This is a genomic window from Acidimicrobiia bacterium (genome assembly GCA_035471805.1).
Classification (GTDB): Bacteria; Actinomycetota; Acidimicrobiia; order Spongiisociales; family JAHEDJ01; genus JAHEDJ01.
Map to the genome: position 1 here is coordinate 1 of DATIPS010000043.1, position 19,890 is coordinate 19,890.

18 protein-coding genes are annotated in these 19,890 nt (G+C 65.0%); 5 read left to right on the forward strand and 13 right to left on the reverse strand.

The genetic code is table 11. The features are described 5' to 3' along the window. Positions 1 to 671 precede the first annotated feature (671 nt). A complete protein-coding gene (locus VLT15_08965; protein ID HSR45345.1) occupies positions 672 to 2,636 on the reverse strand; it encodes a M3 family metallopeptidase in 1,965 nt (654 codons plus the stop codon). Positions 2,637 to 2,673: 37 nt separating this feature from the next. Here VLT15_08965 and VLT15_08970 point away from each other — a divergent pair, with 37 nt between their 5' ends. Further along, positions 2,674 to 3,441 carry an SDR family oxidoreductase gene (locus VLT15_08970; protein HSR45346.1) on the forward strand — a complete coding sequence of 256 codons (768 nt, stop codon included), beginning with the start codon at positions 2,674 to 2,676 and terminating at the stop codon, positions 3,439 to 3,441. Positions 3,442 to 3,446: 5 nt separating this feature from the next. Here VLT15_08970 and VLT15_08975 read toward each other — a convergent pair whose 3' ends face one another. Beyond that, positions 3,447 to 4,187, reverse strand: a complete 741-nt coding sequence (locus VLT15_08975) for a sulfite exporter TauE/SafE family protein (protein HSR45347.1) — start codon at positions 4,185 to 4,187, stop codon at positions 3,447 to 3,449. 91 nt (positions 4,188 to 4,278) lie between these two features. On the opposite strand from VLT15_08975, the gene VLT15_08980 reads away from it, so the two are divergent. Beyond that, complete coding sequence (locus tag VLT15_08980) at positions 4,279 to 4,641, forward strand: VOC family protein (protein ID HSR45348.1); 363 nt, start codon at positions 4,279 to 4,281, stop codon at positions 4,639 to 4,641. 88 nt (positions 4,642 to 4,729) lie between these two features. Further along, complete coding sequence (locus tag VLT15_08985) at positions 4,730 to 5,827, forward strand: CapA family protein (GenBank protein HSR45349.1); 1,098 nt, start codon at positions 4,730 to 4,732, stop codon at positions 5,825 to 5,827. Here the strand turns inward: VLT15_08985 and VLT15_08990 are convergent. Both VLT15_08990 and VLT15_08995 read right to left on the reverse strand, forming a co-directional pair. Next, entirely contained in the window at positions 5,813 to 7,393 is a 1,581-nt protein-coding gene (locus tag VLT15_08990) for an amidohydrolase (GenBank protein ID HSR45350.1), read from the reverse strand. The genes VLT15_08985 and VLT15_08990 overlap by 15 nt on opposite strands. A gap of 16 nt (positions 7,394 to 7,409) precedes the next feature. Beyond that, entirely contained in the window at positions 7,410 to 8,204 is a 795-nt protein-coding gene (locus tag VLT15_08995) for an inositol monophosphatase family protein (protein ID HSR45351.1), read from the reverse strand. Between the two features lie 78 nt (positions 8,205 to 8,282). On the opposite strand from VLT15_08995, the gene lnt reads away from it, so the two are divergent. After that, positions 8,283 to 9,743: an apolipoprotein N-acyltransferase gene (gene lnt, locus VLT15_09000; protein ID HSR45352.1), complete on the forward strand. Its 1,461-nt coding sequence runs from the start codon at positions 8,283 to 8,285 to the stop codon at positions 9,741 to 9,743. Between the two features lie 44 nt (positions 9,744 to 9,787). Here the strand turns inward: lnt and VLT15_09005 are convergent, their stop codons facing one another. From VLT15_09005 to VLT15_09035, 7 genes are all read right to left on the reverse strand, one after another. Beyond that, on the reverse strand, positions 9,788 to 11,065 hold the full coding sequence (locus VLT15_09005; protein ID HSR45353.1) for an aminotransferase class III-fold pyridoxal phosphate-dependent enzyme: 1,278 nt from the start codon (positions 11,063 to 11,065) through the stop codon (positions 9,788 to 9,790). A 168-nt stretch (positions 11,066 to 11,233) separates the two neighbouring features. Further along, positions 11,234 to 12,250 (reverse strand): phosphoribosylformylglycinamidine cyclo-ligase, encoded by a 1,017-nt coding sequence (gene purM / locus VLT15_09010; GenBank protein ID HSR45354.1) that lies wholly within the window; start codon positions 12,248 to 12,250, stop codon positions 11,234 to 11,236. Then, positions 12,250 to 13,665 carry an amidophosphoribosyltransferase gene (gene purF, locus VLT15_09015; GenBank protein ID HSR45355.1) on the reverse strand — a complete coding sequence of 472 codons (1,416 nt, stop codon included), beginning with the start codon at positions 13,663 to 13,665 and terminating at the stop codon, positions 12,250 to 12,252. Before purF ends, purM begins: the two co-directional genes overlap by 1 nt. 63 nt (positions 13,666 to 13,728) lie before the next feature. Continuing rightward, positions 13,729 to 15,930, reverse strand: a complete 2,202-nt coding sequence (gene purL / locus VLT15_09020; protein HSR45356.1) for a phosphoribosylformylglycinamidine synthase subunit PurL — start codon at positions 15,928 to 15,930, stop codon at positions 13,729 to 13,731. Then, a complete protein-coding gene (gene purQ / locus VLT15_09025) occupies positions 15,923 to 16,621 on the reverse strand; it encodes a phosphoribosylformylglycinamidine synthase I (GenBank protein ID HSR45357.1) in 699 nt (232 codons plus the stop codon). The genes purL and purQ overlap by 8 nt, the downstream gene beginning before the upstream one ends. Further along, on the reverse strand, positions 16,618 to 16,875 hold the full coding sequence (purS, locus tag VLT15_09030; protein HSR45358.1) for a phosphoribosylformylglycinamidine synthase subunit PurS: 258 nt from the start codon (positions 16,873 to 16,875) through the stop codon (positions 16,618 to 16,620). Before purS ends, purQ begins: the two co-directional genes overlap by 4 nt. Further along, the gene (locus tag VLT15_09035) at positions 16,872 to 17,756 is read right to left on the reverse strand and encodes a phosphoribosylaminoimidazolesuccinocarboxamide synthase (protein ID HSR45359.1); all 885 of its coding nucleotides are present in this window, start codon (positions 17,754 to 17,756) and stop codon (positions 16,872 to 16,874) included. Before VLT15_09035 ends, purS begins: the two co-directional genes overlap by 4 nt. A 92-nt stretch (positions 17,757 to 17,848) precedes the next feature. On the opposite strand from VLT15_09035, the gene VLT15_09040 reads away from it, so the two are divergent. Beyond that, positions 17,849 to 18,547, forward strand: a complete 699-nt coding sequence (locus VLT15_09040) for a type 1 glutamine amidotransferase (GenBank protein HSR45360.1) — start codon at positions 17,849 to 17,851, stop codon at positions 18,545 to 18,547. 86 nt (positions 18,548 to 18,633) lie between these two features. On the opposite strand, the gene VLT15_09045 is transcribed toward VLT15_09040, so the two are convergent. Together VLT15_09045 and VLT15_09050 are read right to left on the reverse strand one after the other, a co-directional pair. Further along, positions 18,634 to 19,416 (reverse strand): ATP-binding cassette domain-containing protein, encoded by a 783-nt coding sequence (locus VLT15_09045; GenBank protein HSR45361.1) that lies wholly within the window; start codon positions 19,414 to 19,416, stop codon positions 18,634 to 18,636. A gap of 17 nt (positions 19,417 to 19,433) precedes the next feature. Continuing rightward, complete coding sequence (locus VLT15_09050) at positions 19,434 to 19,880, reverse strand: Fur family transcriptional regulator (protein HSR45362.1); 447 nt, start codon at positions 19,878 to 19,880, stop codon at positions 19,434 to 19,436. Between the last annotated feature and the right edge of the window lie 10 nt (positions 19,881 to 19,890).

Consider the following 19,890-nt stretch of genomic DNA (forward strand, 5'->3'; position numbering starts at 1 on the left):
GAATGTCGCGCGAAAAGCGGCCGGCTCGAGGCCTGAATTGCCGAAGCCCCGGGGAGGGTGGGAGTTCCGGGGCTTCGGCTGAAAGGCGCCAGCGGTTGTGGGGAGTGCCGAGGGCGCCAAGTCTGGAAGTACGAGCGGCTAGGTCCCTTCGGTGATGATTCGGCCGCGCACGCGCGGGAATTTCACCGGTGCGTGTGCGTAGCAGTGCTCCCGCCGATTGTATTGGGACAACTTCGTATCGCAGTCCATGTTGGCGCATACACGACCAGAAGTGAAGGTCTTCGAGGGGCGTACTCCGCCTCTCATGCGCCGTCCTTTGAGTGTGTTATCAGCCATGTTGGGCCTCCTTAGGCCGTTGTTCCCCATTCAACCCCGGCGAGTGGGGATCTATTTCCACTATCTCGCCAGTGTTAATCAATGTACCACCTCTATTCGGTGCCGGCGGTACCTTTGGATGACACGATATGGGTTTGATCTAACAGAAGCGTTAACGGCGGATGAAGTTCCCTTAAGAACTACTCCCGGCAAAGAGGAGGTTGCCTCGCCACCCGTCACGGTGGCGCACCGGGTTCCCCTGTGCCTCATATGTGCTTATACGCAGCGGACCCGCAAATGGTTCCCGGATGGGCGGAAACTGCGCGGGTAGGTCCCGTATCCGAGGACCCGTCCGGCTACTCCGTGACGTCTATGCCGAGTTTCTCCAGGAATGCCTCACTCGATGGTTCCCTCCCGAGGAAGGCGCGCAGCAACTCGGAAGCATCTCTCGATCCGTTCGGTTCGAGCACCGTCTCCCGATAGGATCGCCCGACCTCGGGGTTCGTCACACCGGCTTCGGCGAATCTGCTGAACATGTCGTCCCCGAACACCTCGGACCACAGGTACCCGTAGTAGCCGGCGTCGTAGCCGCCCATGAGATGCCCGAAACCGGACGGGAAGAAGGTTCCCTCATGCGGTGGGAAGAGCGTTATGGCCTGCGATTCGCTCAGGATCGCATCGAGGTCACGGTCGTCTCTTGGTCCGTGCATTCCCATGTCCAGCCATCCGAAGGAGATCTGCCGGAGAGTCGTCAGTGCAACATTGAGGTTCCTCGCCGTGACCAACTGCCGGACGAGTTTCTCGGGAATCTCCACCCCCGTCTCATAGTGCCCGGCGAATCGAGCGAGCACTCCGGCGTCCCAGCACCAGTTCTCCATTATTTGAGAAGGCGCTTCGACGAAATCCCATTCCGTGTTGGCGCCCGAGAAGCGAACGAAGTCCGCTTTGGTGAGGGACATGTGGAGTATGTGTCCGAACTCGTGAAAGAGGGTCACGACCTCGTTGTGAGTCAGCAGGGACGGCTTCCCATTCGCCGGCTTGGTGAAGTTGGCGACGATTGCCGAAACGGGGGCTTCGTATCCACCGGAGGGTATTCGATGACCGGGAACCAGGGGGAATGCGGCAGCATGAGTGTACTTGCCCTCCCTGGGGAACAGATCGGCGAAGAAGTGGGCGATCAGGGCATCCGTCGACGAATCACGCACCTCATAGAGCAAGACGTCTTCGTGCCACGCCTTGGTCGTCTCCAGGCGGGAATAGGTGAGTCCAAACACTTCGCCGGTGAGCGCGAACATGCCTTCGATGACTTGCTCGAGGGAGAAGTACTGCGACACCTCGTTCGGGTCGACTCCGTACCTCTCCTTGCGCAAGACCGTGTCGTAATAGCGGAAGTCCCAGCTCTGCAGTTCGCCCGGGTGGCCGTCCCGATGGAGCAGATCTGTCATTTCTCTGAGTTCCTCGGCGCCTTTGGCAGTCAACTTGGGGATGAGGCTCTCATAGAAGGCGAGGACGGCTTCGGGGCGTTTGGCCATCTTCACCTCCATCCCGTGGTGAGCCCAGGAAGGCTGGTCGAAGATGGCGCCTATCCTCTCCCTTATCTGGATTGCCTCTTCGAGGATCGGGCGATTGGACTCGACTGCCTGCGAGTTGAACTTGAACGTGAGTTTCTCCCGCAGGTCTCTTCTGGTGGCGCTCTCCATGAACGGGACGACGTCGGGGTAGTCCATCGAGATCTTCAGGGTTCCCTCTTGCTCCCCCGGCTTCAGGTGGTCTGCATAACCGCCGGGTAGCCCGTCGAGGTCGGCCTCGGTGACTTCGAGGTAATCCTCGTACTCGGCCAGGTTCTTGGAGAAGGCAAGAGAGAGTTCAACCATCCGCTCTTGCAGCTCTTTCAACTCGGATCGGTCGCGCTCGCCGAGTTCATGGCCGGCACGACGGAAGTCCCGCATCATGAACTCGAGAAGCCGCCTTTGCTGAGGTTCGAGTCCCCGGGCTTCATCGGTCTCGGAGAACTCCTTGACGGCGGTGTAGACGTCTTCCCGGAACTCGACGTCGACCTGCCATTTCGTGAGCCGTTCCTCGGCGGCTCGCGCGACGTCGCGCAACTCGGAATCGGTCGACACGTTTCCAAGGAAGGGGCCCCGACCGTAGGCAAGGCTGGTTAGAACCGCCATTTCTTCCAGGGGCTCGATGGTGTTCGAGAAGGTTCGGTCGCCGGATGTTTCGACGACTTTCCTGATCAGTTCGTTTCCTTCGGCGATGGTTCGATCGACGACCGCATCAATGGTCGCGTTGTCTACCGACGTGTAATCGAAAGGCATGCCGGAACGATAGTGTCAATTCGCTACCGTGAAACCTATGGATATGGGGTTGAGCGGCAAACGGATACTGGTCACGGGTGGCGCGGGTGGAATCGGTGCCGCCGTTGTGAGGGCATTCGCTGCCGAAGGTGCGGCAGTGGCCGTTCACTACAACTCGGCGCGCGGCCGGGCCGAAGCGTTGGCGGCCGAGGTCGACGGCGTAGCACTGGCAGCCGACCTCACCGTCGAGGAGCAGGCGGCCGAGTTGATTCCGGCCGCCGTGGCAAGTCTCGGAGGACTCGATGTCTGTGTGGCCAACGCCGGGGCCTACCCGGCCGACCCCACGCCCCTTTGGGACATTCCACTCGACAGGTGGAGAGCGGTGCTCGACGCCAACCTGACGTCGACGTTTCTCACCGCGCGGGCCTTCCTCAGGCATGTACGCCGGACGGGTACAGGGAACCTCGTGCTGGTCGGGTCGACCGCCGGTTTGTTCGGAGAGGCCGGCCATGCGGATTACTCGGCGGCCAAGGGGGCGATTGCATCCGGCTTGCTGGCGTCGTTGAAGAATGAGGTGGTGGCGCTCGGACCGAGGGTTCGGGTCAATGCCGTCGCTCCCGGATGGACGGCGACGCCGAGCCGGATCGAGGCAGGCATAGAGCCGGCCAGCGTCGAGCGTGCGACTGCCACGATGGCACTCAAGAAACTCGCGACCCCGGAGGACGTTGCTGCCCAGATCGTCGTTCTGGCCTCAGACAATGTGTCCGGTCACGTGACCGGGCAGGTGGTGACGGTGGCCGGCGGCATGGAAGGCAGACTCATCTGAGAGAATCAGAAGAAGAGCATTCTTCCCGCGGCCACGAACGCCATCACTATCAGCACCCACCGAATCCATCCCGCACCCTTTGCCACAGCCAGGCGTGTGGCGAGTACGGCCCCGGTTACGTTGCCGATCCCCATGACAAGACCGTACGCCCAGTCGACCTGAGCTGCAGAGGCAAACAGAACCAGTGCAACCGGTGTGTAGACCAGGATCAGGAACACCTTGGCGGCGTTGCCGCGCACCAGATCCAATCCGCCTCCCACCACCAGTGCCGCCAGCAGCAGGAACCCGACGCCCGCCTGTACGAAGCCGCCGTAGAAGCCAACCCCGAAGAACACGAGGCTTCTGAGCGGCTCCCTCATCGACTGCTCGTGTCCGCCGAGCCAGCGCGAAGGCTTGATGAGAACCGACAGCGCCACCAGCACCAGGACAAACGCGAATACCTTGGTCATTGCCTCCGAGTCGAGGCGAGTGGCGATCCAGGCACCCGCGACGGCTCCGGCAACGGTGGCGGGTACCAGAGGCGCGATCTTCCTCCAGTCGAGCTTTCCGGCCCTACGAAACCCGGCCGTGGCAGCGACCTGTGCCATCAGAATCGCGATCCGGTTGGTTCCGTTGGCGAGGCCCGCATCCCCCAGAGCCTCGAGCAGAACCGGGATGGTGATCACGGAACCGCCACCCGCCACGGTGTTGACGAAACCCGCTGCGAAACCGACGGCGATGAGCAGCACTGCGGTTAGCGGTTCCATGAGCCGGGATCATAGGCGCGGCAGGCACCGCCGGTTTCCGTCGGATCGGGAATGAATGGAATCGCCGGCCGAGCCGTCATAGGATCGCGTCATGAGTGACGAGATACGCGTGACGACCGTGATGCACGACACGGTCGACCTCGAAGGTGCGGTTGCCTTCTGGACTGCGATCCTCGATATCGAGGTTCTCGAACGGACCGGAGCCTACGCCTATCTCGGACGTCTCGGCAACGAAGGCCCTCACCTTGCGTTTCAACTGGTCCCCGAGACGAAACAGGTCAAGAACCGGCTTCACCTCGATATCAAGGTCCCAGATCGGGTGGCCTTCGCATCCACGGTCGAGGGCCTGGGCGGCCGGCGTCTCGGCGAGCATCAAGAGGGTGACTTCCCGGCCTGGATCGTCATGGCGGATCCCCAGGGAAACGAGTTCTGCATATACGACGGGAACTCATAGGAGACCCCCTGGGATCGCCGCCCACACCCCAGGGGTCCAAACCGCCGAAACCCTTGGATCGGCGTGCACCTCCGAGCACACTATGAACGTGTCCCGACTTCTCCTGGTGTTTGTGCTGCTGGCCGCCGCCTGCGGTTCCGAAGCGCAGGCTGTGGTGACCGCACCGCCCCCGTTGCCTGTCACGACGACCGTCGTGCTTCCGGCCGAGGCAACGACCACGACTACCACGGTCACCGTTGATCCGGTAACTCTGGTGTTCGGCGGCGACGTTTCGCTCACCCACGGGCTGGTCGACGCAGACCCGTTCGCAGATGTCGCAACGGTGCTCCAGGCTGCGGACCTTTCATGGGTGAATCTCGAAACGGCCGTCGCCGAGGAGAGCTTCGGATTCGCCCACGACAAAGAGTATCTGTTCCGGTCACCGCCGGCCGCGGCCGGGTTGCTGGCGGCAGCCGGCATCGACGGTGTCGCGCTTGCCAACAATCATTCCCTCGATGCCGGCACCGCCGGTCTGGAGCGCACCATCGAACTGCTCGACCAGGCCGGCGTGAAACATGCAGGAGCCGGCATGAATAGCGACCAGGCCTATGCGCCGGTCGTGGCGCAGGTGGGCGACACGACCGTCGCGGTCGTGTCCTTCTCACGGGTCCTGCCCGACTCCTCGTGGGCGGCTACCGCCGGCAGTGCGGGACTGGCGTCCGCATACCATCCCTTCATCGAGCGTTCCGCGGCCGCCGTAGCTGAGGCGGCCGAGGAGGCCGAGGTGGTCGTTGTGATGGTTCACTGGGGAATCGAGCTCTCCGCGTGCCCGGAGCAGTATCAACGGGACCTGGCCGCCCTCTGGTCCGAGGCAGGAGCCGACCTCATCGTCGGCAGCCACCCGCACGTCCTTCAGGGAATCGAGCAGATCGGCGGCACGTGGGTGATGTATTCGACGGGGAACCTCGCCTTTCCTTCCGCCTACTCCGAGGCCACCACCCGGTCGGTGCTGTTCGAAGCCGCGATCATCGGAGACGAGATCTCGCTCATGGTCCGGCCGGTCAGGCTCGTCGATGGGCGCCCGACGCCGGCCGACGAAGCCGACCGGGTCTCGATCATCGAGTCGTTGAACGAGGCATCATGGAGTGCGTCCATCGGTGACGGGGGTCTGGCCGTCTCCGCGGGTGGTGACTCATCCTGCGGTTGAAGGAGCTCTCCAGACGATGGGCTCGGCCGGCACCTGAACGGGCTCACCCTCTATCCAGGTGGCAACCGACCGGGTGTCGCGCAGTTCGTCGGGTGCCACCTCGAGCGGGTCCCGGTCGACGATGGTCAGATCGCACGCTTGTCCGATTTCCAGCGTCGGCGAGCCGATGGCCGCGGCCGCACCCGTCGTGAAGAGGGCGAGAGCCTGAGCCGCATCGAGTTGCTGAGCGGGGGTGAGGCCGCCACGGTCCCGTGCTGCTGCCATTCCCCACCAGGGCGACGGAGGCTCGACCGGGCAGTCGGAGCTGCCGGCGAGTGGGACTCCGGCCTCCAGCAGCGACCGGAAGGCGTAGGTGCGGTCGAGCCGGTCCGGCCCTACGCGCTCCTCCAGCCAGGCCGTTTCGGACATCAGGAAAGCCGGCTGTACGACGGCGGTCACTCCGAGAGCCGCCATGCGACCGAGGTCCCGGCGAGAGAGAACGGAGGCGTGTTCGACGCGCAGGTCGGCCGGGTCGGCCCCATCCCCGATCAGTTCCTCGAACAGGTCGAGCACGGCCTCGTTGGCTCTGTCGCCGATGGCGTGCACGGCGACCCGGCTACCCATGGCCAGGGCCGCCCTGGCCATGCGCTCGGTGCCGGCGTCGATGCGCATGGTGCCGACTGCAGCCCGGTCCGAATACGGGTGGTGCATCGCAGCGGTGTGCCCCCCGAAGCTTCCGTCTGCGAACTGTTTCACGCCCAGGAACCGGATCCAGGGCCCTGCGGACGAGAGTCGGGCGGCTGCCGATTCCAGTGCCTGCGGATCGTTGGTTGTCACCAGTACCGACATGCGCAACGGAAGGTCGGGTCCGATTTCAGTCAGGAGCTCCAGTTCGTTGCCCACCCCGCACCAGAGGTCGCCGCTCAGGTCGATGATGGCCCCTATCGCGGTGAGCCCGAGGGAGGCCAGACCCTGCATGGCGGCGAGCACTTCGCCGGGTTCGAGGTCGCCGGTGCGACTCCCGACCGGGCCGGCCGCAAGTGAGATGGCGGTCTCTCGAAGGACCCCGGTCGGTGTCCCGTCGCCGTCGCGGTCTATCGACCCGCCGGGCGGATCCGGTGTCGAACCGTCGATTCCTGCCAGTTGAAGCGCATGAGTGTTGGCGACGGCCACATGACCGCAGTAGCGGTAGACGAGTACCGGCCTGTCGCGCACGGCAGCATCCAGCTGCGTGCGTGTGGGCAGCCGCCCGAGGAGCTGATCGTTGAGGCGGGTTCCGACGACGGCCCGCCCGGGTTCCAGGTTGGCCGCAGCTGCCTCTATCAGTTCCGCCAGGTCGCTCATGCTCTGTGCGCCATCGAGATTCAAACGGGTCAGGGCCGCCGTGTATCCCAGTGGATGGAAGTGAGCGTCGACCAGTCCCGGCGTGATGACACAGCCCGGATAACGCTCTTCGGTGATGCCGGGGATCCGAATGTCGTCCGCCTCCCCGATGGCATCGATCGAACCGTCCGTCACCCGCACGGCGTTTCCGCGGGCACCGGCGGCGGTCATCAGGCGGTCGGCGACGATCAGGCGCCGGCGCATACAGCCTCCGGCTCGTTCACAGGACTCTCTCGATCGAAGGCTGCAGAAGGATCTCGAGCGAGCGATGGATTCCGCCGTTGGTGGCGATGACGAACCGGTCGTTCACCCCCGAAGGCAGTCCGCTCTCGTTGGTGACGCGCCCGCCGGCTTCTTGCACGATGAGGATCCCCGCCGCGACGTCCCACGGTTTGAGCCCGAACTCCCAGTATCCGTCGAGACGCCCGGCCGCTACCCAGGCGAAGTCGAGCGCGGCAGTTCCGAACCGCCGGACACCCCGTGCCACCCGGAGCGCATCGGTGACGGGTGCCGTGTAGGCGTCGGCGCGGCTCCGGCGATCATATGGAAACCCGGTGACCAGGAGGCTCGATCCGAGGTCGGTCCGTTCCGACACCCGAATCGGTTTGCCGTTGAGCAGCGCCCCCTCTTGGCGGGCGGCTGCGAAGACGTCGTCGCGCATGACGTCGACTATGACCCCGACCAGCGGGATGTCCCCTTCCCACAATCCCACCGAGACTGCAACGTGCGGCACGCCGGAAACGAAGTTCACGGTGCCGTCGAGCGGGTCGATGATCCACCTTCGTCCCGCGCCTTGCGCGTCCCCTCCGCTCTCCTCTCCGAGCACCGTGTCGTCCGGTCGCCGGGCATGAATCACGGTGAAGATGGCTTCTTCCGATTGACGGTCTGTGGCGGTTACGGGGTCGACCACCCCTTTCATCTCCGGGTCCCCCGGTGTTCCGAATCCGTTGCGCACGACCTCGGCGCCGGCCAGGGCGGCCTGAACTCCCACTTCGAGATCAGTTGGTGATGTCATGTCCCCGAGGCTAGGTGAAGTGGAGCCGGGAGGCCTCCGTTGTGGTGTGTGGGCGAAGAAGCCATACAATCTCAGGCCATGGTGTCGTTGCTCGTCGCTCTACTGGCCGCCGTCGTCGCCGTCCTCGGCTTTCCGCCCTTCGGACTCGGCTTCCTGACGGTGCCTGCTGTAGGGCTGCTGCTCTGGGCGCTCCGCCGGGCCCCTTCCGGGTCCGTCGCAGCGCTGGTCGGCGCAGCATACGGGATCGTCTTCTTCGGTCTGCTCATGTGGTGGATCAGCCGGACCGAGGTTATAGCGCTTCTGGCATTGGTCATCACCCAGGCGGCTTTCACAGCCGGGTTCGGCTGGTTTGCGTTTCGCCGGCGCCGGTTGCCGCTCTGGCCCTGGGTCGTGTCGATGACCGGCGGATGGGCCGTGATGGAGCTACTCAGAGGTTGGATCCCGACCGGCGGCCTCGCCTGGGGAGGCCTCGGGTATTCGCTGGCCCCATATGCGCCTGCCCGCGGCGCGGCGGCCCTCATCGGGGTCGCCGGCTGGGGTCTGGTCATCGTGATGACTGCGGCCCTCGCCGTGCAGGTGCTGACGCAACGAGAGGACCGTCGCTGGATCCTCGTGCCGACGGGGATATGGATCGTCCTGCTGGGAGCCGGCTGGTTGTGGCCGGCCGTGGCCGACGGTCCGGAACTGCGGGTGACGGTCGTGCAAGGCAACACGCCGTGTGTCGAGCACTGTGCCGGAGACAGGGTGGCCATCTACGAGAACCATCTGCGCCTCACGGAAACCCTGCCGGCCGGTTCGACCGACCTCGTTGTGTGGGGCGAGAGCGCGACCGGATACTCCACCGACCCCCTCACCGCGCCGACCGTCGCCGCCGAAATCGACGCTCAAGTGCTGCGAACCGGCTCTCATTTCCTCATCGGCGGCGATCGCCCCGTCGGCGATTCCAACTTCGTGAATGCCAACATGCTGTTCGGTCCGGACGGATCGTACGTCGGTGAATACAACAAGCGGCACCCGGTTCCGTTCGGCGAGTACGTTCCCTGGCGACCCGTTTTTGGATTGATTCCCGCCACGAGCCGGGTTCCACGTGACATGCTGCGAGGAGACGGACCGGTGGTGTTCGACATCGGTTCGGGAGTGATCGGCTCGGTCATCTCCTTCGAAGGTTCCTTCTCCAGGTACACGCGCGACCATGTGAGAGAGGGGGCGCAGCTCATGGTCGTGGCTACGAACGAGCGGAGCTATGGAGTCGGACCGGCTGCCGACCAGCTGATCGACATGACGCGCATGCACGCGGCCGAGAACGGAATCGATCTCGTTCAGGCGGCCATCACGGGGAAGTCGGCGATCATCACCGGCGGGGGAGAGATTGCCGAGATCACCGGACTCTACGAGGAGGCAGTAATCAGCGGAACGGTTCGGTTCCGGTCTTCCGGCCGGACGCCGTCGGGCCTCTGGGGGGACTGGGTGTCGGTGGTCGCAGTCGTCGCCCTGCTGGCCACTCTCGGATGGGCCCGCCTCAGCGGGACCCGGGAATAGACAACGACCCGCCGCCCCGGGCGAAGTTGCCGATGAGACCGTGTTCAGCTGCTCTCGTACGCGGTGAGCGCCGCATCCACGACATCGATCGCCGTGTCGAGTTCTTCGACCGTCGCGGTGAGGGGAGGAATGAAGCGGATGACGTTGCCGTCCGGTCCACAGCCGATGACGATCAGTTCGTGTTCGAGTCCGTATGCGGAAACGAACGACATCGCGGCGGCGTCGGGGGTGCGCAGCCGGCGATCGCCGACCAGCTCGACGCCGATCATCAGGCCCAATCCCCGAACATCCCCGATAGTCGTGTGGCGCGTCTGCAAATCTGCGAATCGTTCGAAAGCCCGCTTCGAGAGGTCCCTGGCGTTGGGAAGCAGCGGCTCCATGACGTCCACGACCTTGGCGGCGGCCGCGCAGGCGACCGGGTTTCCACCGAACGTGGTGCCGTGGGCACCCACCGGCCACTGATTGATGATCTCTGCCGAGGCGCCGTACGAACTGAGCGGCAGGCCGTTGGCGATGCCCTTTCCCATCACGAGTATGTCGGGCCGGATACCGTAGTGGTCGGCCGCGAACCAGTTGGCCGTGCGGCCGAATCCGGTCTGCACCTCGTCGAAGACCAGCATGATCCCGTGCTCGTCGGCGAGATCACGGAGAGCCTGGAGGAAGCGCGGCGGGGCCGGGTAGTAGCCCCCCTCTCCCTGGACCGGCTCGACCAGGAATGCTGCGATGTTGTGCGGCAGGACCTCGTGCTTGAACTTCCTGGCGAGTTCGTCGAGTGCTAGATCGGTTGCTTCGTCGGCGGACATTCCCCAGCGGTATGGATGCGGAAACCCGGTGACGAAGACCGAGCCGAGGATCGGGTGGTAGTTCTCCCTGTACTTCGCATTGGAGGTCGTATAGGCGACCGATCCCATCGTCCGCCCGTGGAAGGCGCCGCGGAATGCAACGACACCCTGGCGCTTCGTGAAGTATCGAGCCAGCTTGACGCCCGCCTCGACTGCTTCCGCACCGGAGTTGGCGAAACCGAACTTGTCGATGCCCTCGGGGGTGATCTTCCGAAGACGTTCTGCGAGATCGACCATCGAGTCGTACCGGAACACGCATCCCGCGTGGGCGAGCTTGCCGAGTTGCGCCTGCGCGGCGGCAATCACCTCGGGATGGTTGTGGCCCAGATTGGCCACAGCGGTTCCACAGGCGAAGTCCGCCCACCTGTTGCCGGCCGCGTCGTAGACCCACGGTCCCTCCGCATGGTCGACGTGAACGTCGGTATCGAAAGCCAGCATGGGCGCGACGCTGCCCTCGTACCGGCGCAGTAGATCGCCCATCGTCGGCTCCTTTCGGTCGCCTTCAGGTTCAGCCGTGTGCGGTCGGCGGGACTCGCAGGACCGGGCGGGAAGTGGCCGCCTTCCCTCATTGTGCCACAGGAGAACCTGGGCCGATTCGGCGGTGAACCGGCGGGTGAAGTCCCGGGGGCCTCCGGCTTTCTGACTGCGTCAGCCGATCAGCCGGACTCCGGACGATCCGCCGACGATGGTTCCGATTCTGTGTGTGGGGTGGCCGCGGGTTCCGAAAGCATCCACCACGGCGTCGATTCCGTCGGAGGCCACGACGGCCAGGTAACCGATGCCCATGTTGAACACCCGGTACATCTCGTCATCCGGCACCGCTCCCCAGTGCTGGATGACGTTGAATACGTTCGGCCGCGCCCACGTCCCGGTGTCGATCTCCGCCCCCAGGCCGTCCGGAATGACACGGGCCAGGTTGCCGGGAATCCCGCCTCCGGTCACGTGGGCGAAGGCGTGCACGAATCCGGTGGACGCGGCGTCGAGCACTCCGGGCGCGTAGATGACCGAAGGTTCCAGCAGAACTGCGCCGACCGAGCGCTCATCCCCCGGGAAGGTTGCGTCGAGCGGGCGTCCATCGACCACGGCGCGGACCAGGGAGAACCCGTTGGAGCGCAGATTCGGGCTCTCCACCCCGATGATCGCGTCGCCGGCGTCGACGAGCGAACCGCCTATCTCCCTCCCGGCTTCGACGATCCCGAGAGCCGCGCCGGCCAGGTCGACATGGCCGACGTCCACGACCCCGGGATGCTCGGCGGTCTCCCCTCCGACCAGCGCACAACCGGCCAGCGAGCAAGCGGCCGCCACGGACGCCACGATGACCGTGTCGCGGTCCGGCTCGAGCCGTCCCACCGCCAGATAGTCGGTGAAGGCGATCGGTCGGGCGCCGACCGCGGCGAGATCGTCAACGCACATTGCGACGAGGTCGTGGCCGACCCCCTCGTATCGTCCCGTCCGCCTGGCAAGTTCGAGTTTCGTCCCGACACCGTCCGTGCTCATCATCAGCACCGGGCTGGTGTAGCCGTCGGGGATGGTCACGCCGGTGGCGAATCCGCCGAATCCGCCCACGACGTTCGGCCCCCAGGTGGACGTCACCGCGTCCGCGATCAGGGCCACGTGGCGATCTGCCTGATCGAGGTCGACGCCTGCATCCCGGTAGGTCGCCACTACCGCCTCTCCAGGACGAACTTGTCACCCCGTCCGACGGGTGTCGGATAGGCCCCGCTGAGGCAAGCTTTGCAGAAACCCAGTTCGGTCCCGCCGGCAGCCTGCTCGAGCCCGTCCAGTGAGAGGTAGGCGAGCGAATCGGCATCCAGGAACTCTCGAATCTCATCGGTCGAGAGCTGTGCAGCCAGCAACCCGGAGATGTCGGATGTGTCCATGCCGTAGTAGCAGGGCCAGCGATAAGGGGGCGAGGAGATACGGAGATGCACCTGGACGGCCCCGGCTTCGCGCACCATCCTCACGAGTTGACGGGTGGTGGTGCCCCGCACGATCGAATCATCGACCAGCACGATTCGTTTGCCGTCGAGGTTCTCGGGAATCGGATTCAGCTTGAGCCGGATACCGCGGTCGCGGAGCATTTGCGTCGGCTCGATGAACGTTCGCCCGATATAGCGGTTCTTCACCAGACCGTCGGCATAGGGAATGTTGCTCTCGGCCGAGAATCCCTGGGCCGCCGGAATGCCGGACTCGGGAACGGGGACTACGACATCCGCCTCGACCGGTGCTTCTGCGGCGAGTCTCCTGCCCATCCGCTGTCTGGCACCGTGCACGTTCTGCCCGTACAGGTTGCTGTCCGGTCTGGCGAAATAGACGAACTCGAAGATGCAGAGGCGCGGGTCCACCTCTGTGAACGGATGCAGGCTCCGGACGCCGCCCGCGTCGATCACAACCATCTCCCCGGCCTCGATCTCCCGAACGAAGGCTGCACCCACCAGATCGAGAGCGGCCGACTCCGAGGCGAGGACCCAGCCCCCTTCGGGGAGCGATCCCAAACAGAGCGGGCGGTAGCCGTGGGGGTCGCGTACGCCGACCAGGTGGCCCTGATCCATGACCACGAGGGAGAAGGCACCTTCCAGGTGAGGAAGCACCTCCGTCAGGGCTCTCTCGAGCTGGCGCCCGTCCGATCGTCCGTCGTGAATGGCGCCGGCAACGGCGTCGAGCATGAGCATGGAGTCGGTGGTACTGGCGTCGTCGCCGATCCTGGCGGCCAGCTCGACCGTATTCGTCAGGTTTCCGTTGTGGCCCAGAGCTATACCGGTGTGTTCGACCTGGCGATAGGCCGGTTGCGCGTTCTCCCAGACGGTCGATCCGCTGGTGGAGTAACGGGTGTGGCCGATGCCGAGGTGGCCGGGAAGCGCGGCGAGTGTCGTCTCATGGAACACCTGGGAGACGAGCCCCATGTCCTTGAAGACTGTGATGGTTTGACCGTCCGAGGCGGCGATCCCGGCGCTCTCCTGCCCGCGATGCTGGAGGGCGAGAAGGCCGAACGAGATTATGTGTGCGGCGTCCTGACCCGGCGCATACACGCCGAAAACGCCACATTCCTCGCCCGGGGTGGTCTCGAAGGTCCCGTCCACTTCGACGGCGATTGTAGGCGTCCCGGGGAGAGGAACTGCGCCGGACGCGACCGCCGGCCCGTCTCAGTGGTCCATCCGGTCGCGGATGGCACCGCGCCAGGTGGCTGCCGCCGCATCGAGAGGTACGGAGGCCTCGACCCGGCCATTCCGCGCGAAGTCGATCGATGAGCCTCCGAGCGACCCGATGCGCGCTGCCGCAACCCCGGATTCCTGTGCGGCAGTGCGGATCGAGGCGGCGGCCGCGGGCGGCGCAACTGCGATGAATCGATGCGGATCCTCACAGAACAGGTTGGGCCAGTCCGAGAACGTGATCGTGGCCCCCACATCCGAGCGTATGCAGATTTCGGCAATCGCGACGGCCAACCCGCCCTCGGAGACGTCGTGCAGGACGGGGGCGACTCCGCCGCCGGCCAGGTCGACGGCGAGGCCGATGACGGCGCCGGCCGTCGCCGGGTCGGGTTCCGTCGGCCGGCCCCCCAGGCGGCCCGACACGAGTTTCTCGAATGCGCTTCCGGCCAGGTTGGTCCCGTTTCGTGGCCCCACCAGCCAGACGTCCATGCCTGCCTCACCCGCTTCGAGGCGGGGCGGCGTTTCGGGCAGCGGGTCGGCGAGGCCCAGCATGCCGACTATGGGAGTCGGGTAGATGTCGACGCCGTCCGTTTCGTTGTAGAACGAGACGTTGCCGCCGATCACGGGTATTCCAAGGGACTCACAAGCCTGTGAGATGCCTTCAACGGTCTCAGTGAACTGCCACATCACTTCCGGCTTCTCCGGGTTGCCGAAGTTGAGATTGTCGACAACCGCCATCGGTCGAGCTCCGACCACGGCCACATTGAGGGCGGATTCGAAGACGAGGCGGGCCCCGCCGCGGCGCGGGTCCAGATAACAGAGTCGACCGTTTCCGTCGGTGGAGACGGCCAGGCCTTTCGTGGTGCCTTTGATCCGCAGGAGGTTGCCGTCGTCGCCCGGTCCGACGACGGTGTTCAAGAACAGCATGTGGTCGTACTGCTGATAGACCCACGACGGGTCACCCAGCGAGGGGTCGCCGAGCATTGCCAGCAGGCTCGTCCCGATGTCCGGCGGCAACTGGGAATCGGCCGTGCTCGCCCATAGGTCAGCCAGCCAGGAAGGTTCGGAAAGGGGTCGGTCGTAGACGGGGGCATCCTCTGAAAGCGAGGCGGCCGGGACCTCCGCGACCAGATCGCCGTCCTTGAAGACCCGCAACGTCCCGCCGGGCTTGACCTCGCCGACGACGGAGGCATCGACCTCCCACTTCTCCGCGATCGTCAGCACCTCGCCCAGTTGATCCGGGTGAACGAAGGCCATCATCCGTTCCTGCGACTCCGACATCAGCAGCTCACCGGGAGTCATGTCGCTCTCACGGACATGTACCCGGTCGAGGTCGACGTCCATCCCCACGCCCGCCCGCGCCGCCGGCTCCGACGTCGAACACGACAGGCCGGCCGCGCCGAGATCCTGTATGCCGACGACGAGTTTCTTCTGATACAGCTCCAGGCAGGCCTCGATCAGCTTCTTCTCCTGGAACGGATCTCCGACCTGCACGGAGGGCCGTTTGGTGCTGCTGTCCTCGTCGAAGCCGGCCGACGCCAGAACCGATGCGCCGCCAATGCCGTCTCGACCGGTCGAGGAACCGAGCAAAACGGAGATTGTCCCGGGCTCGCCGGCGGTGCCGAGAACGAGCTGTTCGGAACGAAGGATTCCCAGGCACATGACGTTGACGAGGGGATTGCCCCGATAGCAGTCCTCGAAGGCGACCTCTCCTCCAACCGTCGGCACTCCGACCGCATTGCCGTAGCCGGCGATGCCGGCCACCACCCCTGAGAACAGATAGCGGTTGTGGGGGTCATCCAGGTGTCCGAATCGGATCTGATCCCAGAGCGCGATCGGTCTGGCGCCCATCGTGAAGACGTCGCGCAGAATCCCCCCAACCCCGGTTGCAGCGCCCTGATAGGGCTCCACGAACGACGGGTGGTTGTGGCTCTCGATACGGAGGGCGGCCAGCCAGCCGTCTCCCAGGTCGACAACGCCTGCGTTCTCTCCGGGGCCGACCACGACCCAGGGCGCCTCGGTGGGGAAGCGACCGAGATGCGGGCGGGATGACTTGTACGAGCAATGTTCCGACCACATCACCGAATACATGGCCAGTTCCGCAATCCTCGGCTCCCTGCCGAGCAGCCCGACGACACTGGAGAACTCGTCGTCCGTCATCCCGAGTTCCTGGTGGAGGGGACGCCTATCAGACACGCGCCGGCCGCCCCTCTGCAAAAGCCGCGACGGAGGCGGCAAAGGACCTCAACAGGACCCGACCATCCGTCGAGCCGAGTAGGGAATCGATCGCCCTCTCCGGGTGTGGCATCAGTCCGGCGACGTTGCCCGCCCCGTTGGCGATACCGGCGATGTTGTCCATCGACCCGTTGGGGTTGGTCGCCGGAGATACCTTCCCCGCACGATCCGAATAGGTGAGAAGGACTCCGGCGGCCTCGACAGGATCTGCCGTGTAGTTGCCTTCGTAGGAGTTGAGCGGGACCTCGAGGACGTCGCCGACCGTTGCCAACCTCGTCAGGATCGACTCGGTCGACTCGACCCGCAGGTGAACCGGCCGGCAGATGAAGCGGAGGTCACGGTTGGCCAGCAGCACGCCGGGCAGCAGGCCCGCCTCGGTGAGGATCTGAAACCCGTTGCAGATCCCCAGTACCGGGGCGCCCTCTTCGGCCATGCGGCGGACCTCGGCCATGACGGGGGAGAAGCGAGCGATAGCCCCGGTGCGGAGATAGTCGCCGTGCGCGAATCCGCCGGGCAATACGACCCCGCTGAACCCGGTCAGGTCCACATCCCTGTGCCAGACCAGCTCGGCCTCGCATCCGAGGCTCCCGAGAGCGTATACGACGTCGTGTTCGCAGTTGCTCCCCGGGAACACGACCACGGCAACGGTCATGCCGTGTCTCCGTCCTCCTCCAGGACGATCTCGTAGTCCTCCATAACCGGATTGGCGAGGAGCTTCTCGCACATGGCCTCGATATCTGCCCTGGCCCGAGCCGGGTCGGTGGCGCCGACCTCGAGGGTGATGATCTTGTCGATCCGCACCGATTCGACATTGGAGTAGCCCAGGTCGCGGACGCCGCGCAGGACCGCGGTGCCGGCCGGATCTGCAATGTCCGAGCGTCGCTTCACGCGCACAGTCGCCCTCATGTCCCCATCTCCTGCAGGTATTCGTCGAACCGCCGGCCGGTGATTCGCTCGAATGCCTCCGTGTACTTGGCCCGTGTCTCGGCTACCACCTCAGGCGGTAGTGGCGGGGCCGGCGGCGTGTGGTCCCACTTCACCGAATCGAGCCAGTCACGAACGAACTGCTTGTCGTAGGAGGGGACGGTGTTGCCCGGCTCCCACCGGTCCCGCGGCCAGTAGCGAGAGGAATCGGGGGTGAGCACCTCATCGATCAGCAAGAGGTCGCCGTCGGCGAAGCCGAACTCGAACTTGGTGTCGGCGAGGATGACCCCGCGCTCTGCCGCGAACCGCGCTGCCGTCAGGTATATGTAGATCGATGTCTGTTTGAGGCGCTCGTACAGCTCGTCTCCCAACAACCGTCTGGTGTCCGACTCCGTCAGGTTCTCGTCATGGCCCGATTCCGCTTTGGTAGCCGGAGTGAAGATGGGAACCGGCAACTCGTCGGCCATTCGCAGTCCCTGCGGGAGGTGCTCGGTGGTCGGCCCGCCCCCGGCGCGGTACTCCTTCCAGGATGACCCGTAGAGGTAGCCGCGGACGACACACTCAACCGGGATGACCTCGGCGCGTCGGACGACCATGGCCCGACCCGCCAGCGACTCGCGCTGGTCCGTGGTCAGCTGCTCGATGCCGGACAGGTCTGTGGCCAGCAGATGGTTGGGGACGTCCAGCAGGTCGAACCAGTGCAGCGAGAGCCCGGTCAGCACCCGGCCCTTGTCCGGGATTGGGTCCGGGAGGATGACGTCGTACGCCGAGATCCGATCGGTGGCTACGAATAGGAGCCGTTCCCGGTCGATCTCGTAGATCTCGCGCACCTTGCCCGAGGCGAGATGTTTCAGTGCCAGCACGACGCGAGATGGTAGCGGCCGGTCGGAGCCGGACGGGTGATCGCCCGGTCAGGGCTGGATGAGCCGCAGTCGACGGCGGTAATCTTCCGCCGATGACTGCTACGAATGACTCGATCCTGCTGCTGCACCATTCGGAGGGGGTCGGCCCGGGTTGGCTTGGAGAGGCCATCGAAGCGGCCAGGATCGACACTGTTTCGGTTCGGTTCTTCGCCGGTGATCCTCTTCCGGACTCGATCGACTGGAAAGCCGTCGTCGTGCTCGGCGGGTCGATGGGCGCCTATGAGGAAGCCGACTATCCGCACTTCGTTGCCGAGAAGGCGTTCCTGGCCGAGGCCGTGGCCGCTGATGTGCCTCTCCTCGGTATTTGCCTGGGCAGCCAGCTCCTGGCCGACGCGCTGGGCGGCCGGGCGTACAAAGCGCCGAGTCCGGAGGCGGGCTTGATGGAGATGACGATGACCGACGCCGGGCGAGCGGACCCCGTGTTCGCGAACCTCCCGGACCGGGTTCTGGTGACACACGGCGACACATTCGACCTGCCGCCGGGCGCGGAGCTGCTGGCCTACACGGACGGCTACCAGCACGCCTACCGGTCGGGTTCGGCTCTGGCGGTCCAGTTCCACCCGGAAGCGGGAGCGGATCTGGTCGAGTTGGCGGTCGGTCGACCGGGCGGCGGGAACATCGTTGCGGCCGGCGTTGATCCGATAGGACTGGTCGCAGAGTTGCGTGAGAACGAGGATTCGATGAGGGAACAGGCGCTGCGCTTCTTCGGCGCCTGGCTGGACACCCTCTGATTCGTTTCTCAGCAATACTGTGACTCTCCGGCAACAACAGTATTGCTGAGAAAATATCTGGCGCCCGGGGCGGGTGCTTCTGGCCCTCAGTGCTCGGCGTGTCCCGTCCGGTCGAAATGCTGGTGCCGTTCGTCAACGGGGTGATGGGCAGAGTCGTCGAGTATCGGCACCCCGGCTTCGCTCTCAACTACCTCGATCCCGTAGGCCCGGGCAAGGTGCTGCGAAGTCAGGACCGCGGATGGTTCACCTTCGGCTACAACCCCTCCGGATAGCAGCAGCACGTGGCCCGCTCTGGCCGCTTCGCCGAGATCGTGTGTGGTGGCGATCACCGTCCGGCCCTTGCGCTGCTCTTCGAAGATCACCTCCAGGATCACCTCCTTTGAGACGAGGTCGAGTGCGTTCAAAGGCTCGTCCAGGAGGAGAAGTTCTGCTCGTTGCGCAAGCCCCTGCGCAACGAAGACGCGTTGCCTCTCTCCTCCGGAGAGTTCGCCGAGGTGACGGCTCGCCAGTCTGGCCACGTCGAGGCGCTCGAGAGCATCATCGACGATGTCCCTGTCACTGTTGCGAATCAGTCCAAAGGACCCTTTGTCGACGTACCGGCTCATCGTCACCACCTCACGGACGGTCACCGGCAGGCGGTCGTTCACCTTCGTTGCCTGCAACACGAGCGAGGTCTTCGACCGGGCACCGAGGGGGTCGGTTCCGAGTACCTCCAGTGCCCCGTCGGCCAGCGGGATGAGGCCGGCGATGGCGTTGAGGAGAGTTGACTTCCCGGACCCGTTGGGCCCGATCACCGCCGTGAACTCGCCGGAAGGAACGGCCAGGTCGGAAGAGCGGAACGCGACACGATCCCCATGGATGAGAGTCACGCCGCTTCCGCGTACTGCTATCGGCACTGCGGGCACAGCCCCTCCAAATCGATCCTGTGGCCGGTCACCGCGAAGCCGGCGGTCGCGCCGGCGCCGTCTGAGATGCGCCTTATCGTCGACTCCGTTTCGGAGCTGAAGTCGATGTCCTGTGTCGACCCGCAGTTGCTGCACGTGATGTGGTGGTGGTGCCCGGTCAGCCACTCGGCCAGTTCATATCTGGCAACGCCTGCACCATCGTGGAACCGCTCGAGCACCCCGCTCGCCGTGAGCACGCTCAAGGTTCGATAGAGGGAGGAGAGAGGCACCGCAGATCGAAGAAGTGTGCCGATCTCTTCGGCCGTGTGCGGCCCGTCGACCCGGATGAGCTCCTCGATGACCAGTCGACGCGCCCGGGTCGTTCTGACTCCGGCCGATCTGAGCCTTTCCTCGGCCAGGTCCACCGTCGGTTGGCGTTGCGTGCTCATGGTGGTGATG

Bases quoted from the DNA above. Each gene is read 5' to 3' on its own strand.
- VLT15_09050 (HSR45362.1), bottom strand. From the start codon at position 19,880: ATGAGCACGCAACGCCAACCGACGGTGGACCTGGCCGAGGAAAGGCTC.
- VLT15_08975 (HSR45347.1), bottom strand. From the start codon at position 4,187: ATGGAACCGCTAACCGCAGTGCTGCTCATCGCCGTCGGTTTCGCAGCG.
- VLT15_08990 (HSR45350.1), bottom strand. From the start codon at position 7,393: ATGCGCCGGCGCCTGATCGTCGCCGACCGCCTGATGACCGCCGCCGGT.
- VLT15_08965 (HSR45345.1), bottom strand. From the start codon at position 2,636: ATGCCTTTCGATTACACGTCGGTAGACAACGCGACCATTGATGCGGTC.
- purQ (HSR45357.1), bottom strand. From the start codon at position 16,621: ATGACCGTTGCCGTGGTCGTGTTCCCGGGGAGCAACTGCGAACACGAC.
- VLT15_09005 (HSR45353.1), bottom strand. From the start codon at position 11,065: ATGGGCGATCTACTGCGCCGGTACGAGGGCAGCGTCGCGCCCATGCTG.
- purS (HSR45358.1), bottom strand. From the start codon at position 16,875: ATGAGGGCGACTGTGCGCGTGAAGCGACGCTCGGACATTGCAGATCCG.
- VLT15_09040 (HSR45360.1), top strand. From the start codon at position 17,849: ATGACTGCTACGAATGACTCGATCCTGCTGCTGCACCATTCGGAGGGG.
- VLT15_08980 (HSR45348.1), top strand. From the start codon at position 4,279: ATGAGTGACGAGATACGCGTGACGACCGTGATGCACGACACGGTCGAC.
- VLT15_08970 (HSR45346.1), top strand. From the start codon at position 2,674: ATGGATATGGGGTTGAGCGGCAAACGGATACTGGTCACGGGTGGCGCG.
- VLT15_08995 (HSR45351.1), bottom strand. From the start codon at position 8,204: ATGACATCACCAACTGATCTCGAAGTGGGAGTTCAGGCCGCCCTGGCC.
- lnt (HSR45352.1), top strand. From the start codon at position 8,283: ATGGTGTCGTTGCTCGTCGCTCTACTGGCCGCCGTCGTCGCCGTCCTC.